This is a genomic window from Micromonospora sp. NPDC005707, assembly GCF_040631005.1.
Lineage (GTDB): Bacteria > Actinomycetota > Actinomycetes > Mycobacteriales > Micromonosporaceae > Micromonospora.
The window spans coordinates 58,954-74,594 of the sequence record NZ_JBEXYR010000010.1 but is presented as its reverse complement, the minus strand read 5'-3'; the positions used below and the strand labels follow the sequence as shown (position 1 = coordinate 74,594).

Sequence of the window (15,641 nt, the reverse complement as noted above, 5' to 3'; positions counted from 1 at the left end):
CGATGGCCACGAAGGACACCACCCTGCGTACCCGCGATCGGGTTGCGAAGGCCATCCTCTACGCCGTCCTGCTCCTCGGGCTACTCGCCGTGGCCGGGCCGTTCCTCTGGATGGCATTGTCATCGCTCAAGCCGGAGCGGGAGATCCGCGACGTGCCGCCGACCTGGTGGCCCGAGACGGTCACGCTCGACAACTTCCGTGGGCTGTTCTCACGGCTCGACTTTCCGCTCTACTTCTTCAACTCCGCACTGGTCGCGACGCTGGTCATGGTCGGCAACCTGCTGTTCTGCTCGCTCGTCGGGTACGCGTTGGCAAAGCTGCGCTACCCCGGCAAGCGGGCGCTCTTCCTGGCCGTGCTCGGCATGCTCATGGTGCCCGGCATGGTGACCTTCGTCCCGCAGTTCGTGCTGGTCAGCAACATGGGCCTGACCAACACGTACGCCGGCCTGATCCTGCCGTTCGTCGTCGGACCGTTCGGCGTGTTCCTCATGCGGCAGTTCCTCCAGTCGATCCCCGACGAGCTCATCGAGGCCGCCCGGGTCGACGGCGCCGGCGAGTTCCGGATCTTCTGGCGGGTGGTGCTTCCGCTGTGCCGGCCGGCACTGGCCACCCTCGGGATCCTCACGTTCCTCGCGTCCTGGAACAACTTCCTGTGGCCCCTCGTGGTCGCCACCACGGAGGACAAGTACACGTTGCCGGTCGCCCTCGCGCTCTACAGCGTCGGCGAGAACGAGCGCAACTACGGGCTGCTCCTCGCCGGCGCGGTCGTCGTCGTGCTCCCGGTGCTCATCGTGTTCCTGTTCCTCCAGCGGCACTTCCTGCGCGGCATCGCGACCACCGGAATCAAGTGACCCATCCCCGCACCAGACAAGGAGACCCATGCGACGCCTTCTCGCACCGCTCCTCGCGCTGGCACTCGTGCTGGCAGGCGGCCCGGCCGCCGTAGCGGCACCCGACGAGCGCGGCCCCGACCGGGCCCTGCTCCGCTACGCCTCGGACACGTGGCGGTCGATGGCCGCCATGACCGACCCCGGCACCGGCCTGGTCGCCGACAACATCACCGGCGACCTCGCCGCCGGCGGCCGCGCCACCTACACGTCCCCCACCAACATCGGCGGCTACCTGTGGTCCGCGGTGGCCGCCAGCAAGCTCGGCATCATCTCGCGGGCCGAAGCCCGCCAACGGATCGCCAGGACCCTCGACACGCTCGCCCGGCTCAAGCACCACACCGCCTCGGGCATGTACTACAACTGGTACGACCCGCGAGACGGCTCGGTCGTCACGGTCTGGCCCGACAACGGCAGCCCGGTCTACCCGTTCATGTCCAGCGTGGACAACGGCTGGCTCGCGGCCGCGCTCAACGTGGTCAAGGGCGCCGTGCCGGAGCTGCGCGGCAAGGCCGACGCGATCCTGCGAAAGATGAACTTCGGCTTCTACTACAACCCGGCGGCGTCGACCCCGTTCGGGGCCAGCGGCCTGATCGCCGGCGGCTTCTGGGACGCACCACCCCCGGGGTGCTCGCAGCAGCGCGACGGCGTCTGGTTCACCTGCAACCACTACGACATCACCGTCACCGAGCCGCGCATCGCGACGTACCTCGGCATCGCGATGGGCCAGATCCCATCGAAGGCCTACTACAACACGATGCGCACCCTGCCGGCCACCTGCGACTGGAGCTGGCACGAGATGCAGCCGGTCGGTTTCGACACCACCTACGAGGGCGTTCCGGTGTACGAGGGCGCCTACCGTTACCGCGGCATCCAGTTCGTACCCAGCTGGGGCGGCGACATGTTCGAGGCTCTGATGCCCGACCTGTTCGTGCCCGAAGCGCAGTGGGCCCCCAACAGCTGGGGCCGCAACCATCCCGCGACGGTCGCCGGCCAGATCGAGCACGGGATGAACGACGCCGGGTACGGCTACTGGGGCTTCTCCCCGGCGAGTGACCCGGCCGGCGGCTATCTGGCCTGGGGCGTCGACGCGATGGGAATGGACACCGACGGCTACCCGTCCGACATGGAGCACTCGAAGTACGACGCCGGGTTCGGCGACTGCCGCCCAGCAGGCCCCGACCCCGACTACGGCGACGGCGTGGTGACCCCGCACGCGGCGTTCCTCGCCCTGCCGTACGCCAAGGCGGCGGTTGTCGACAACCTCGCCCGCCTCAAGGCCAACTTCGACTCGTACGGCCCCGGCGGCTTCTACGACGCGATCGCGGTCGGCAGCGGCACCGTGGCCAAGCGCTACCTCTCGCTCGATCAAGCCATGATCATGGGTGCGCTCGGCAACGAGCTCGCCAACGACCTCCTGCGCCGCGCGTTCGTCTCGCCACAGTTCGAACGCCGGATCCGTCCACTGATCGCACAGGAGACGTTCAACGTGCCGGCCAACCAGAGCCTTCCACAGCTGCGTGGGGCCGCCTGACGGCGCTGGAAAAAGGTGACGGCCGACCTGCCCGACCCGTCGGTCGCGCCGGTGCAGCGAGGTAGGGCCCTCGGCCACGCGCCGTAGGGCCCTACCTCCGCAATCGAGCACGATCCTTTGAGTGGTCGGCGCCGCGGGAGCCGAGCCGAGGCCGGCCGGTCCGCGGATCTGGCTGCCCGACACCCCGGCCGGCGACGCCACCGGAGTGGGCAGGGATCAGGCCCCGGGGACCTCCACCAGCACCGCGCCGGGCTGCGGCAGGTCCAGCTCGATCACCGCCGCTCCAGCGTCGGTGGAGGGCTGCACCTTCTCCGCCGCGACCTGGTCGGCGGCGCGCAGGGCGGCCCACTGCTCATCGGTCGGCCACTCGGCGACGCCCAGCCGGTCGGCGAGGGTGGTGATGTCACTGTGCTCCCGGTCGAGCCGGGAGACCAGGGCGGGCCGGCCGGCCGCGCCGGCGATGACCAACCGGATCCGCCGGGCCAGCGCCGGGTCTCCGTCCCGCTTGCCCTGGTCGAGGGTGGACACCCAGACCAGGATCGCCAGGCTGCCGTCGCCGCGCCGGCTGGCCCAGGTCTGCACCAGGCCGTCCGCGCCGTCGCCGGTGGCCCGCACCGGCAGTTCGGTCTCGCCGAGCTGGGCGAGCATCCGCAGCGCGTGGTAGCGCGGCTTGGCGATGCCGCCGACGGTGAGCAGGCCGAACCCGCCGTGCAACAGCCTCGGCGGCCGGCCGAGTTCCTCGAAGTGGTCGCTGGCCACCCAGTAGGACAGCGCCTCGACCCTGCCGGCGGCCGACCGCATGCCGGTGAGCAAGAACGTGGCGGCCGAGGTGCCGTCGTTGACGGGGTGGAAGTGGGTGGGGGTGACGCCCCACTCGGTCCACAGGATCCGCGCCTCGGGGAAGCCGAGGCGGGCCAGAGTGGGCCGCAGGTCCAGCGGCGGGCTGCCGTACGTGTGGGTGGAGACGAAGTCCACCGGTGCGCCGGAGCGGACGGCATGCTCCAGCAGCGCGTCCACCCAGCCAGCGGCCGCCGACGAGGGCCCACCGACCGGGATCCGCGGGTCGACGTCCTTGACCGCGCGGGCGGTCACGTCGTACAGCCGCATCCATTCCTCGCGGCTGCCGCTCCAGAAGACCTCTAGGTTGGCCTCGTTCCACACCTCGAAGTCCCAACCGAGCACCTGCTCGCCGTACCGGTCCAGCAGGTGGGTCACCAGCGCCCGAACGAGCCCGGACCACCGGTCCCAGTCGCGCGGCGGGGAAATGATGCCGCGATAGGTGAAGACGGTGCGGTCCGGGTCGCTGGCCAGATCGCGGGGCATGAACCCGATCTCCACCACCGGCGTCATTCCGACGCCCAGGAGTAGGTCGTAGATCTGGTCCACGCGGCCGAAGTCGTACACCGGCTCGCCGTCGACCTCGCGGTAGACGCCGAGGTCGTCGTGCAGGATCGCGTGCGCCCGCACGGCGGTCACACCGATCTCCTCGCGTACCCTGCGTAGCGCGGCCAGTAGTTCGATGCCGATCTCCCGGCCGCCTGAGTGGTCCCGGCAGAGCAGTTGGGACAGCCGCTCGCTGCCGATCATCGGCTGCCAGGGACGATGCAGGGTGGTGCCCGGGGCGTCGGCGTCGAGGCGCAGGGTGACGGTGCTCGGTTCGCCGGTGCCGGGCAGGGCGGCCGCCGTCACCGGGTCGCTCAGCGCGCTGGTCACGGTCACCTCGGGGACGGCAGCCACCGCATACGCATGCCGCTCGCCCGGCGTGCCGGTCGTGTCGACGTACCAGGTGTCGGGAATGGAGAGCACGTCGCCGCCGAGGTGGTCCAGCGGGGTGAACGGGCCGGACACCCGATCGCCATCCAGCGTCGCACGATGCACCAGGTAGCCGACCGCGCCGTCGACGGGCTGCCAGGAGAGGCGGACGTGTCCGCGGCCGGGGGTGGCGGTGAGGCGGGCCGGTGGCGGTAGGTCGGGTAGCGCGGCCCTGTCGTCCTCGTCGCTGCGGCGGGCGATGCGGGCTTCCCAATCGGTCCGGACGTCGGACGGCTGGGGTCCGCTGGCGTTCGTCACCGGGTACCTCCTGGCGGTCTTGATTGAACCGGTTCGACGAATGTAACCGGTTACCGTCCCTCGTGCGATCCTGCTACCCGCGTCCGCGACGACCTGCGGCAGCTGATCGCTGACCCGTTCGGTGGCCCGAACGCGGTGCTGGTGGTCGATGAAACCGGCGATCTGAAGAAGGGCACGCCATGGTGGAGACCCCGCCGAGCTTTCAGTCGCGCATGTCGTCGCGGACTTCGGCGAGGACCAGCGTCGAGGTCGTAGAAAATCCTCAGCTGGCGTTGGCAAGCCGATTGTCCACGGCGATCCAGTTCGTCTCCCACGTCTTCCCGCCGTCGTCTGAGAAGGCCTGTTCGAACCTCGCCCTGTCCGGGCCCTGCCGAAAGATGAGAAAGCGCACCTTGATCGGGCGTCCCCCGAGCTGGTCGTCGCCGTAGAACTCGCCCACACCGTCGTGGAACCCGCCGTACACGGACGGGGTGAGCAGTCCGTCGCGGAGGTTCACGAAGGTCAGGCTCCACCGCCCCGCCTGGGGCTCATAGAGCCGCAGATTGAGGCCCTCGATCCGTCCGTTCGGCCCCGAGACCTTGAGTTCGACGACATTCGCACGCCGGTCCAGCAGCGGGCGCACGACGCTCGTACCCTCGAAGTGGAGCCATTCATCCTCCGATCCCGAGAGCGGATCGGCGAGCACCCGCACCTTGGTGTGCCAGGCACCGATCTCCCAGTCGAAATCACGTTGGCCGTCCTCGACAGCCGCCGAAGCCCTGAGGGGAGCCGCCGCCGCGTCGCCCGACGCCGCCATCACGGTCAGCATGAGAAGCGACAGGCACGGGACCAGGATCTGCTTGTATGGCATTGTGATCTTGGTGTGAAGGTTCATGATCCGACTATCTGAGCGGACCACGCCCATGAACAAGAAGGCACCTGCAGGTAACCCCTCACCGTCGCGCCCCAATCCGCTACCCGGCTGCCCCATGGCCGCGGCGTTCGCCGCGATCGGTGGAAAGTGGAAGCTGACACTTCTGTACTGGCTGGCCCATGGCGAGTGCCACTTCGCCGGCCTCCGCCGTCTGGGCGCACCGATCACGCCCAAGGTGCTGGCCGAGCAGCTGCGCGAACTCGAGGCCGACGGGCTCGTCGAGCGCGTCGTGACCGGACCCGTCCCGGCGCCGATCATCTACCGGCTCACCTCCTACGGCACCACGGTTCTGCCCGTCGTGGAAGGCGTCCGGGTCTGGGGCGAGGCGCACCTTCAGCGCACCCACGGCCAGGCCACACCCGACGAGTCGATGCGCTGCACGCACGCGATCGCGTAGGCACGCTCCGCGGGAACGGCCCAGCGTGATCAGCAGGCTACGGTGTACTGGTACTTCGTGCGCTGGGAAGACGCCGGTGTGACCGAGAACCTGCTGGCCACGCTGCTTACCGACCTGGTGGCGAATCACCCGAGCGGTCAGACGGTGCATCGACACCACGACCCCGTCGCCGCCGTGCTGGTCCTGCGTGGTACCGCCGAGCGTGATCAGGGACCGGGCCGCGAGCACCTGCAACGCATGCCTCAGCCCGACCTTCAGACTCAAGGCCGGCTCCGCCTGAATCAGCAGGGTGCGGCTGATCCCGTTCGGAGACAGCACCGACAACACCGTCACCAGCCGAGCCGCATCGCCGCTGACGGCGGTACGGCGCAATCCGGCGAGGCTGAGTTGCGTGGCCTTGAGCACCCCTGGGTGGTCTGTGCCGGCCTGGCGGCGCAGCGTTTCGTCTAGGTCCTGTTCCTCCAAGGCGGCGAGGTACTGCCGGTACGAGAGCTTGTCGTGAACCATGCACGCGGCAGCCTGCGCCAGCCCCAGTGGGAGCCATCCCAGCTGCTCACCTACCTCACGAGCGTCATCCGTGGTGGGCAGGCCGGTCGCCTTACCGAGGAACGCCAGCCCCTGGGCTGGCGTGAACATGCCGACCGGCACCGCCGTGACACCGGGCATGCTGGTGAACTCCCTGCGGTTACTGGTGATGATCACCTTCGAGGTGCCTGTGGCTGGCAGGAACCCGCGAAGCACGTCCGGGTCGTCCACGTTGTCGAACACCACCAGCCGCCGGGCCCGGTCGTCGCGTTCCAACCATCGTCGCACTGCGGTCGCCGCCGCCTCGGAGGTCTGGTCCGCCTTACTGAGACCCAGCTCATCGGCCAGCAGCGCCAGTCCGGTGACCGGCCCCGACTCGGTGTTGATCCACGCCACCAGGTCATAGCCGTCAGCCACGCACCGGCGGGCGTACGCCGCCGCCAACTGCGACTTGCCCGCGCCCCGCTCACCAGGCAACGCCACCAACGTCGTCCTGCCCGTGCCTCCTAGCGCCTCACGCAGCGCAGTCGCCTCATCCGGCCGCTCCTGCCATTGCCACGCCTGCTGTGGGATCGCCCCGAACACCGGGACCTCCGACCCGGAGGCGCCCATCCTGACCGGGTCCGCGCCGGATCTGTGGCGCACCTACTCAACGATTGCCGAGACCGCCAGAAGCACCTCGGTTGCCGTCCACGCCACCGCCGGCCACCACCGCCACGACAGCTCCACGGTGTTGGTGGCAAGGTTGCCGACCAGGCCGACGGCGGCCGCCACAAGGACACCCGTTACGGCGGACGGCGGCCACCCACCCTTACCGCGACTCATAAGCGATCTCCGGCCACGCTGTGAAGCACCCTGGCAGCCCGCCACCCTACGCCCAGCGCGCGCCGGGCGACGCCCGCCGCCCCGCGGCCAGGCCGTCGGCGGTCGCGCACGTTGGGAGCAGCCGCGAGCACTAAACGGCGATGAACAGGCCCTGCGGCCACACCTGCTGTCTTCACTTTCCGCAGGTCATCGGTGTGGTGCCCCCCATCCTCCTCACTCAGCTGGCGGGGGATCGTTCTCCGTCGGCGAAGACGTTGCCAACGCGCCGAGGGTGAGCGGAGACGAGACGGGGCGTTCGGCGAAGCCGGAGGTGCCGGAGGCCTCTTGACCGAGGATGCAGCCGACGGCGTAGCCGCAGGTGCGTGCCTGGCAGTAGCCCATGCCGACTCGGGTGAGCATCTTCGCCGACCGGCCGTCGTGCCCGACGAGGTCCTGCCGCATCGACCGCAGTGCCCCGAAAGGAACCTCCTCGCAGCGGCAGACGGTCGTGTCGTCGGACAACCGATCCACCCATCCAGTGGGCACCGGGTGGGACCGGTGCATCGCCTGCGCGAAGCGGCGCAGCGCCGCCCGCGAGCGGCGCAGCCGTGGTGCGACCGACGAGGTGCCCGCCGCGACGCTACCGGCGATCTCGCCTTCCACCGTCGCAAGCGCGGCGCCGCCCACGCCGCAGGCTTCGCCGGCGACGAAGACGCCCTCGACCGATGAGCGCTGCTCGTCGTCGACCTCGCACACCAGCGACCCGTCGACATCCACGCGCGTCGCGCAGCCGAGCGCCAGCGGCAGCTCCAGTTGTGGGGTGAAACCCCACCCCACGGCAAGCACGTCGACTGCGATGGTGCGCTCGCTTCCGGGTACCACCCGGCCCTTGCGGTCCAACCGCATGGTGGTGACCCGTTCCACGGCGTCCGTGCCGTGGGCGGAGACCACGACGGACCGGGCGCGGACCGGAATGCGGTGCCGCGCCAGCACCCGGGCGTAGCCGGCGCCCTCACCGAGCTTGCCGACATTACGGATCACGGCGCCGAGCTCGCGCAGCCACGCCAACGGGGAGGCGGCCTCGTGAACGCCCACGACGCTCGCCCCCGACTCGGCCAGGCCGGCCGCGACCGGAAGCAGGAAGGGGCCGGTTCCGGCCACCAGCACCTGCTGTCCGGCAACGACGCCGTGACCCTTGAGTAGAGCCTGCACACCCCCCGCCGTCATCACGCCCGGAAGATCCCATCCGGGGAACGGGATCTGACGGTCGTACGCCCCCGGTGCCAGGATGAGCCGACGGCTGCGGAGCTCGACGGCTTGTTCGCCTCCACCGGTCCGGTCGACCGCGTGCACGACGAAGCCGCCCCGGTCGCGGGTGACGGTCCACACGTGGTGCTGGGAGAAGCGGGCAACGGCCGGGAGTCCGGCCACGAGACGGTGATAGGTCGCCAGGTCGTGATGAAGGTGGGCCACCTCGGCGGCGGACACACCATCCTCGCTGGGTGCCGGGTGGCGCCAGTACTGGCCACCGGGCGCCACACCGCCGTCAACGATGGCCGTACGCGCGCCGGCGCGGGCGGCGCTGGTCGCGGCGGCCAGCCCGCCCGGCCCGGCGCCGACCACGAGCACGTCGAACCTCCGCTCAGACTTCGAGGTCACCGTGGCCGGTTCCTTCCTGCGTGCTGACCTCCATGCCCGGCTCGGCGAGCCGGAGGCAGGCCCGTTCGTTCGGGCGCCCGTCGACGACGATGAGACAGTCGAAGCACACGCCGATACCGCAGAACAACCCCCGCGGCCGGCCGGCGCGTCGGGTGCTGCGCCACGACCGCACCCCGACCGCGGTCAACGCGGCGCCCACGCTCTGCCCCGGCCGGAAGGGGATCTGGCGGCCGTCGAAGGAGAAGTGTGGCTGGCTCATCCTGCCGTCACCTGCGCGAACCTCGATGGCGCGAACGCCGAGGGGTCGATGTCCGGCTGATCGTTGGTCAGCATCTGGCTGATCAGCTTGCCGGTCGCCGGGGCGAGACCGATGCCGGCGCCCTCGTGCCCGCAGGCGTGGAACACGCCGGGAACCCGGGGGTCCGCACCGATGACCGGCAGGTGGTCCGGGCAGTACGGGCGGAACCCGTGGTAGGTGCGCATCAGCCTCACGTCGGCGAGGAAGGGGAAGATGCGTACCGCCAGCGCGGCCAGCCGCCGTAGCGCCTCCACGGACATGGTGTCGTCGAACCCCACCCGCTCCCGGCTCGCGCCGATGAGGACCGTTCCGCCCTGGGTGCCTTCCACGACGGTGGACGTCTCCAGCCCGGCGACGTCGGACGCGACGTTCTCGACGTAGTCAGCGGAGTACACCTTGTGCCGGACCACCCGGGGCAGCGGCTCGGTTACCAGGATGAACCCGCGGCGGGGGAGGATCGGAATCGGCGCGCCGAGCCGCTCGCCGACCTGACCACCCCAGGTTCCGGCGGCGTTGACGACCGCGTTGGTGGGATAGCTGCCGGTGCGCGTCCGGACCGCCGTGACACGCCCGTCCGGACCCCGTTCGGCCGCCACGACCTCCTCGCCGCAGGCCACCGTGGCGCCGAGGGACCGGGCCGCCGCGAGGAGTGACACCGCCGCACGTACCGGTTGTACCTGCATGTCCTGGGGGTAGAGGACTCCTGCGGGCAGGCCCGGGGCGAGGTTCGGCTCGTGGTCGTGGAGCTGGTGCGCGCTCACCGGGACCGCCTCCACGCCGGTGGCCCGTTGCCCCTCGGCGAACCGGGTCAGCGCTGCGGCACCCGGATCAGAGGTGGCCACGACCAGGCCACCCTTCTCTTCGAGTTCGAACGGGTCGGCGCCGAACTCGGCGGCCAGTTCCAGCCAGCGCGTACGCGATGCGAGAGCCAGGTTCAGTTCGGGGCCGGGCTCCTTGTCCGAGACGAGGATGTTGCCCTCACCGCGGCTGGTGGTGCCGCCGGCCAGGTTTCCTCGTTCGAGGACGGTCACCGACAGCCCCTCGCGCGCGGCGTAGTAGGCGCAGGCGGCCCCCACGATGCCCGCGCCGACGATGACCACGTCAGGCATGCCGTCTCTCCGTCCAGCGCTGGTAGGCCAGATCGGCCACCACAAGGTCCTGCCAGCCCATGCCGACGCTCTTGAAGACCGATGAACCGGTGGTGGGTGTCAGGTGTACCGCGTCGCGAAGCTCGATGAGGCTGTCCTCGCGGACCACGCCGGCGCGTACGGCCTGGATGATGTCACCAGCTTCGCGCAGGGCGACGCCGTGGGACTCGACGACGACCCGTTCGGCAGAGCTGATCGTCGCGTCGTCGAGTTCACGGGCGCCCGGCTCGTGGGAGCCCACCGCGACGACACAGGTCCCCGGACGCAACCGACGGCCGTCGAAGAGCGGCTGGCGGGCTGTTGTCGCGCATACCACCACGTCCGTGTCCGCGACGTCGTCGTGGCTGCCCACGCGTGCGTCCAGACCGCTGTCCCGGACCCTGGCCACCAGGTCCGCCGCGCGGTCGGGGTCCCGGCCGACCACGGTGACCCGGTCGAGGGGGCGAATGGCTCGCAGCGCCTCCACATGCCCCCACGCTTGTGGGCCGGAGCCGAACACGACCAGGTGGCGCGCCCCGCGCGCGGCGAGGTGGTCCATCGCGACCGCGGAGACAGCAGGGGTTCGCAACGTCGTCAGGGCCGTGCCGTCCAGCAGCGCCACCGGCGTCAGCGCGACCCGGTCGTAGAGCACGTACAGCGCCTGGACGCGGGGGAGCCCACGATCGACGTTGCCCGGAGCCACCGTGCTCAGCTTCACTCCCACGACGGCCGCGGTCTCGGCGGGCATCAGTAGCAGCTGTCCGTGCTCCACGTCATGAATGGTGCGCTGCAGGGACGCCTGCGGATCGAGTCCGCCGGACAGGGCCTTCGCCAGTGCGGTGACGGCATCGGCGAACGGCACCAGGCCGAAGATGTCAGCCTCGTCGAGGTAGGGCAGTGCCGCGGTCATCGGCTTTTCGCAATCACGGTCGCCGCGAGGGGTGCGGTGTGGGCGAGGACGGCGGCTCGGGTGCCGGTGTGCAGTCGTGCCAGATCGTCGTGGGCGAGCTGCACGATCGGCAGCGTGGTGCCGTAGATCTCGGCGGCGACAAGGGCCCCGATCACCAGGATCGCGTCGCACTCGGCCAGGAGAAGGGCCGCCGGCGCATGCCCCGACCGGATCAGCTCCGCGAGCACGGCCGTCGAGGAGCTGGAGCCGCGCCCGGCCCGCATCGCGAGGACCTGCCCGGCGACCGTGGAGCCGCGCTGCGGATGGTGAGCGTCGACGATCACTCCGCAAGGGTCGACCCCGCCCCAGAACGAGAGCGGTTCGTCGAGCGCGAGTACGACGCCGTCCGCCTGTCCCGGATGAAGGGAGCGGCCGGGCAGGGTCCCCGGGTCATCCCCACAGCCGCTCATCGCGTACCACCGTCCCGGCTCGCGCCGAGGCCACACACTCGGCCAGGCTTCCCAGTACAGTCTCGATTCCGAGGTTGGCCGGCGCGTACCAGGCCCACTTTCCCGAGTTCGTCATCACGGTGCGGATCCCGTCGCGCAGCACGGGCGTCACGTACGTGCACGTGTCGGTGAGGATGCGGCCGCCCGCGTCGCGCACGGTGCCGGCGTACCCGCGTGCCTCCGCCTCGGCCAGCACAGCCCGGCTGGTCGAGACGAACACGTCAACCGATGAGCTGAACGACCGGCCGGCCCGCAACTCGCGTGCCAGGGCCGCGAACTCGGGCAGCGAGAAGTGCGGGGTGCCGAGGCTGACGGCGTCGAGTGATGTCGTAGCGGCGGTGCTCAGCCGCTCGCGCGCTCGCCTGAGGTCGTGTGCCGTCACCGGCACGGTGGTGGCCTCAGGCCCGAGCACCGCGTCCAGCGTCGGCGCCTCCGGGGTCACTCCCACGATGTGGAACAGTGCGACGCCGCCGGCGGACGCGGCGGTCGCGCCGAGCGCCTTGACCCGGTCCTCGGTGACCCCGCCGTCGTTCAGGTCGCCCGGCAGGCCGGTGAGCGCCGCGACCCGGGTTCCGGCGAGTTCGCCGAGCAGCGCCCCGATCGCGGGCCAGGCGACGTCGTCGTCGAGCAGCGCAGCGGGGACCGCTGAGAAGTCGAGCACCAGCGCGGCCGCGCGGTTTCGCGTCAGGTGCAGGCCCGAGTAGGGGACCCGGCCGGCAACGTCGGCGGCGAGGTCGATGAAGTCGCCGTACCGGTCCGTGCGCGCCCCGAGTACCGAGTTGACGAAGGCGATGGCGTTCGACTCCGCCCACGCCACGTGGCTGCCTTCCGCCGGGCGGTGGCCGGACTGGTACGGCGCGCACGACCAGATCGGCTCGCAGCCGAGGGCCACGTGCGCATCCATGAGGCGCCGGGCGTTCTCGGCCACCTCGGGGTCGGCGCGTACCAATCCGGGATGCAGCAGATCGAGCGAGCCGACGTTGAGCGTCGTGCGCACCCGCACTCGGGCGCCGAGGGAGACCAGCCGCTCGGTGAACTCCAGCCCGGCCACGCCGTGGTACAGGCAGCCATCGGCGTGCGCCGACTCGATCGGCACTAGTCGTTCGGCCCCGTTCGCGCGCGCGACCCCGACGATCAGACGCATGCACATCGCGATGGCCGGGCCCTGCTCTCCGGCCAGCATCGACTGTTCCTCGGCCGTGAGCGCCAGGCCGTCGTCGCCGGGCATCAGGCTCCTTCGCCGGGGGCCAGCGTCACGGTGTGCAGCGAGGTGAAGAAGTCCTGCGCGGCCTTTCCCTGCTCGCGGCCGCCGACACTGGATGCCTTCTCACCGCCGAACGGCAGGTAGAAGTCGACCCCGGTGGTCGGTGCGTTGACCTTCACCAGACCGGCCGCCAACGCGTCCGCCGTCGTGAGCGCGGCGGTGAGATCGCGCGTGTACACGCCGGCGGCGAGTCCCTGCGGAACGTTGTTGGCCACCGCCACCGCTTCCTGGAGCGTAGGCACCGCGCGCAGCGTGGCGATCGGCCCGAACACCTCGTCGCACGAGAGCGGGTGGTCGGCGGGGACGTCCTCGAGCAGGGTCGGACGCACGAACCAGCCGGGGTCGTCGGTCGCCACGCCGCCGGTCAGGAGACGGGCCCCGGCCGCGGTCGCGCTGCCGGCGGCGGCCAGCACCCGGTCCCGGGCGGCTTCACTGATGACCGGCCCCACCGCGGTCGTCGCCCGCGCCGGGTCGCCGAACCCCAGCGCCTCGATCGCCGCGACGAGGGCGTCACGCATCGGCGCGACGTCCCCGACGACGATGACCCGCTTTGTCGCCGTGCACTTCTGGCCCGCGAACCCCATCGCGGCCGCGGCGATCTGCCTGGCGGTGGACTCCACGTCGGCGTCGGGCAGGACGATCGCCGGGTTCTGGCCGCCCATCTCCGCCTGCACCCGCACCCTGCGGGCCGCGGCCGAGCGCACCACGTCAGCGCCGACCGCCGTGGATCCGGTGAACGACACCACGTCGGCCTCGGCCACGATCGCCCGGCCAGTGTCGCCGTCACCGGGAAGAACCGTGAACAGCCCCTCAGGCAGCACCTCGTCGAGCAGTGCGGCCAGCCGCAGCGCTGTCGCCGTGGCGTCCGGCGCCGGCTTCAGCGCCACAGCGTTGCCGAACGCCAGTGCCGGTGCGGCCTTCCACAGCGGGATGGCGATGGGGAAGTTCCACGGGGTGACGAGCCCGGCGACGCCGAGCGGTCGGCGCCGGGTGAAGAGCAGACCGAGGGTCGACGGCTCGTGCATCGAGCCCACCGGGTCGTACACCTGCTGGGCGTAGTAGCGAAGGATGGCCACCGCCCGAGCCACCTCACCGCGCGCTTCGCCGAGGGGCTTGCCGACCTCGCGAACCGCCAGTCGGGTCAGTTCGTCGGATGCTGCCGCCACCGCGTCGGCGGCGTCGGACAGTGCCTGCGCCCGGGCGGCCGCGGGGCCGCGCCCCCACTGGGCCTGCGCCGCGCGAGCGCGGGCGAACGCCTTCGCCACCTCGTCGGCAGTGGTCACGGGCGCCTCGGCGACGAGGTCCTCGGGCGCGTGCGGTGAGTAGCTCTTGATCACGAAGGCTCCCCTCAGTGTCGGTACGTGGGCCGGGTGGGACGAGGTCACGTCACCTGTACCTCCGAAGGATGCCCCGGCCTTCAGGCCGGGAAGGAATTCGGACTCCGTCAGGAGCGGCCCAGCGGAGCCGGGGCGGTTCGAGAACGATGTCCTCTGACGCGCAACCCGCCTTCTTACACCGTGGGGCAGATCGGGTAACTTCCGTCCTATGAGGACGGCGTACAAGTGTCGGGCCTACCCGACACCCGAGCAGGCGGCCGTTTTCAGCCGTACGTTCGGGTGTGTGCGCCTTGTCTGGAACCGGACCCTCGCCGAACGCCACGCCGCCTACCACCAGCGGGGCGAGCGGACCTCGTACAGGCAGACCGACGCCGCCCTCACCGGATGGAAGAAGACCGCGGAGTTGGCGTTCCTTTCCGAGGTGTCGTCGGTGCCGCTGCAACAGACCCTGCGGCACCAACACACCGCGTTCGCGAGCTTCTTCGCCGATCGCGCCCGGTACCCGCGCTTCAAGAGCCGCAACGCTCGCCAGTCGGCGCACTACACCCGCTCGGCGTTCCGGATGAAGGACGCCGCGCTGCACGTAGCGAAGACGAATGGGGCGCTGCCGTACACGTGGTCGTTCGACGGCGTCGACATCGCCACCCTCAACCCGACCATGGTCGTGATCTCCCGCGACCCGGACGGCCGCTGGTACGTGACGTTCGCGGTTGACACCGACACGCCCGAGCCGCTTGAGGTGACCGGACACGAGATCGGCATCGACCTTGGCGTCAAGGACTTCGCGGTGACCAGCGATGGGCAGCGCATCGCCAACCCCCGGCACCTGGACCGTCGGGCCCGTAACCTTGCTCGCTACCAGCGGCGCATGGCCCGGTGTCAGCGCGGCAGCGCGAACCGGCGCAAGGCCAAGGCGAAGGTCGCCCGTGCGCACCGCAAGGTCCGTAACGCTCGCGTGGACTTCCTGCACCGCACCAGCACCAACCTGGTCCGGGCCGCCGACACGATCGTGATCGAAGACCTCGCGGTCAAGAACATGCTCCGCAACCGCAGCCTCGCGAAAGCGATCTCCGACTGCGGTTGGGGCGAGTTCCGCCGCCAGCTGGAGTACAAGGCCGAGCGTGCTGGCCGCACCCTCGTGGTGATCGGCCGCTGGTACCCCAGCTCCAAAACCTGCTCGGCGTGCGGGCATCTGCTCGCCGTTCTGAGTCTTTCCACCCGGCACTGGACGTGCCCCACCTGCCGCACCCGCCATGATCGGGACGTGAACGCGGCGAAGAACATCCTTGCGGCTGGTCGAGCCGTAGCCGAGGGCAACCTCGGTGATGCCTGTGGAGCTGACGTGAGACGGCAAGGGCCCTCCCTTCCGCAGTTGGCCGTGAAACAGGAATCCCACGCCGCGAGGCGCCCGGCGTAAGCCGGATCGGC

General features: G+C 70.7%; 13 protein-coding genes and 1 pseudogene. 4 read left to right on the top strand and 10 right to left on the bottom strand.

Annotated elements, in window-relative coordinates; translation table 11 throughout:
• Positions 1-2: 2 nt before the first annotated feature.
• Both ABZ452_RS21415 and ABZ452_RS21410 read left to right on the top strand, forming a co-directional pair.
• Entirely contained in the window at positions 3-851 is an 849-nt protein-coding gene (locus ABZ452_RS21415) for a carbohydrate ABC transporter permease (RefSeq protein WP_357945565.1), read from the top strand.
• Positions 852-879: 28 nt separating this feature from the next.
• Positions 880-2,421, top strand: a complete 1,542-nt coding sequence (locus ABZ452_RS21410) for a glucoamylase family protein (RefSeq protein ID WP_357945562.1) — start codon at positions 880-882, stop codon at positions 2,419-2,421.
• A gap of 216 nt (positions 2,422-2,637) precedes the next feature.
• Here ABZ452_RS21410 and ABZ452_RS21405 read toward each other — a convergent pair whose 3' ends face one another.
• Positions 2,638-4,491 (bottom strand): xylan 1,4-beta-xylosidase, encoded by a 1,854-nt coding sequence (locus ABZ452_RS21405; protein WP_357945559.1) that lies wholly within the window; start codon positions 4,489-4,491, stop codon positions 2,638-2,640.
• A gap of 262 nt (positions 4,492-4,753) precedes the next feature.
• The gene (locus ABZ452_RS21400) at positions 4,754-5,365 is read right to left on the bottom strand and encodes a hypothetical protein (RefSeq protein ID WP_357945557.1); all 612 of its coding nucleotides are present in this window, start codon (positions 5,363-5,365) and stop codon (positions 4,754-4,756) included.
• Here ABZ452_RS21400 and ABZ452_RS21395 point away from each other — a divergent pair.
• Positions 5,364-5,801 (top strand): helix-turn-helix domain-containing protein, encoded by a 438-nt coding sequence (locus tag ABZ452_RS21395; RefSeq protein WP_357945850.1) that lies wholly within the window; start codon positions 5,364-5,366, stop codon positions 5,799-5,801. The genes ABZ452_RS21400 and ABZ452_RS21395 overlap by 2 nt on opposite strands.
• Before the next feature lie 510 nt (positions 5,802-6,311).
• Here ABZ452_RS21395 and ABZ452_RS21390 read toward each other — a convergent pair.
• From ABZ452_RS21390 to ABZ452_RS21355, 8 genes and pseudogenes are all read right to left on the bottom strand, one after another.
• Positions 6,312-6,938, bottom strand: a pseudogene (locus ABZ452_RS21390) (NB-ARC domain-containing protein); the annotation flags it as partial.
• Positions 6,939-7,364: 426 nt separating this feature from the next.
• Positions 7,365-8,759, bottom strand: a complete 1,395-nt coding sequence (locus ABZ452_RS21385) for an FAD-dependent oxidoreductase (protein ID WP_357945555.1) — start codon at positions 8,757-8,759, stop codon at positions 7,365-7,367.
• 13 nt (positions 8,760-8,772) lie between these two features.
• Positions 8,773-9,048: a (2Fe-2S)-binding protein gene (locus tag ABZ452_RS21380; protein WP_357945552.1), complete on the bottom strand. Its 276-nt coding sequence runs from the start codon at positions 9,046-9,048 to the stop codon at positions 8,773-8,775.
• On the bottom strand, positions 9,045-10,196 hold the full coding sequence (locus tag ABZ452_RS21375) for an FAD-dependent oxidoreductase (RefSeq protein ID WP_357945549.1): 1,152 nt from the start codon (positions 10,194-10,196) through the stop codon (positions 9,045-9,047). Before ABZ452_RS21375 ends, ABZ452_RS21380 begins: the two co-directional genes overlap by 4 nt.
• Positions 10,189-11,124, bottom strand: coding sequence for an ornithine cyclodeaminase family protein (locus tag ABZ452_RS21370; RefSeq protein ID WP_357945546.1), 936 nt, complete (start codon positions 11,122-11,124; stop codon positions 10,189-10,191). The genes ABZ452_RS21375 and ABZ452_RS21370 overlap by 8 nt, the downstream gene beginning before the upstream one ends.
• Positions 11,121-11,573 carry a DUF126 domain-containing protein gene (locus ABZ452_RS21365; RefSeq protein ID WP_357945544.1) on the bottom strand — a complete coding sequence of 151 codons (453 nt, stop codon included), beginning with the start codon at positions 11,571-11,573 and terminating at the stop codon, positions 11,121-11,123. The genes ABZ452_RS21370 and ABZ452_RS21365 overlap by 4 nt, the downstream gene beginning before the upstream one ends.
• On the bottom strand, positions 11,554-12,840 hold the full coding sequence (locus ABZ452_RS21360) for an aconitase X catalytic domain-containing protein (protein ID WP_357945541.1): 1,287 nt from the start codon (positions 12,838-12,840) through the stop codon (positions 11,554-11,556). Before ABZ452_RS21360 ends, ABZ452_RS21365 begins: the two co-directional genes overlap by 20 nt.
• On the bottom strand, positions 12,840-14,438 hold the full coding sequence (locus ABZ452_RS21355) for an aldehyde dehydrogenase family protein (RefSeq protein ID WP_357945537.1): 1,599 nt from the start codon (positions 14,436-14,438) through the stop codon (positions 12,840-12,842). The genes ABZ452_RS21360 and ABZ452_RS21355 overlap by 1 nt, the downstream gene beginning before the upstream one ends.
• Here ABZ452_RS21355 and ABZ452_RS21350 point away from each other — a divergent pair.
• Positions 14,422-15,630: an RNA-guided endonuclease TnpB family protein gene (locus ABZ452_RS21350; RefSeq protein WP_357945535.1), complete on the top strand. Its 1,209-nt coding sequence runs from the start codon at positions 14,422-14,424 to the stop codon at positions 15,628-15,630. The genes ABZ452_RS21355 and ABZ452_RS21350 overlap by 17 nt on opposite strands.
• Positions 15,631-15,641: the final 11 nt, after the last annotated feature.

Excerpts from the sequence above, each read along its gene's own strand:
- ABZ452_RS21350 (WP_357945535.1), top strand. The coding sequence starts at position 14,422 with ATGAGGACGGCGTACAAGTGTCGGGCCTACCCGACACCCGAGCAGGCG.
- ABZ452_RS21375 (WP_357945549.1), bottom strand. The coding sequence starts at position 10,196 with ATGCCTGACGTGGTCATCGTCGGCGCGGGCATCGTGGGGGCCGCCTGC.
- ABZ452_RS21415 (WP_357945565.1), top strand. The coding sequence starts at position 3 with ATGGCCACGAAGGACACCACCCTGCGTACCCGCGATCGGGTTGCGAAG.
- ABZ452_RS21400 (WP_357945557.1), bottom strand. The coding sequence starts at position 5,365 with ATGAACCTTCACACCAAGATCACAATGCCATACAAGCAGATCCTGGTC.
- ABZ452_RS21365 (WP_357945544.1), bottom strand. The coding sequence starts at position 11,573 with ATGAGCGGCTGTGGGGATGACCCGGGGACCCTGCCCGGCCGCTCCCTT.
- ABZ452_RS21410 (WP_357945562.1), top strand. The coding sequence starts at position 880 with ATGCGACGCCTTCTCGCACCGCTCCTCGCGCTGGCACTCGTGCTGGCA.
- ABZ452_RS21380 (WP_357945552.1), bottom strand. The coding sequence starts at position 9,048 with ATGAGCCAGCCACACTTCTCCTTCGACGGCCGCCAGATCCCCTTCCGG.
- ABZ452_RS21370 (WP_357945546.1), bottom strand. The coding sequence starts at position 11,124 with ATGACCGCGGCACTGCCCTACCTCGACGAGGCTGACATCTTCGGCCTG.
- ABZ452_RS21395 (WP_357945850.1), top strand. The coding sequence starts at position 5,364 with ATGATCCGACTATCTGAGCGGACCACGCCCATGAACAAGAAGGCACCT.
- ABZ452_RS21360 (WP_357945541.1), bottom strand. The coding sequence starts at position 12,840 with ATGCCCGGCGACGACGGCCTGGCGCTCACGGCCGAGGAACAGTCGATG.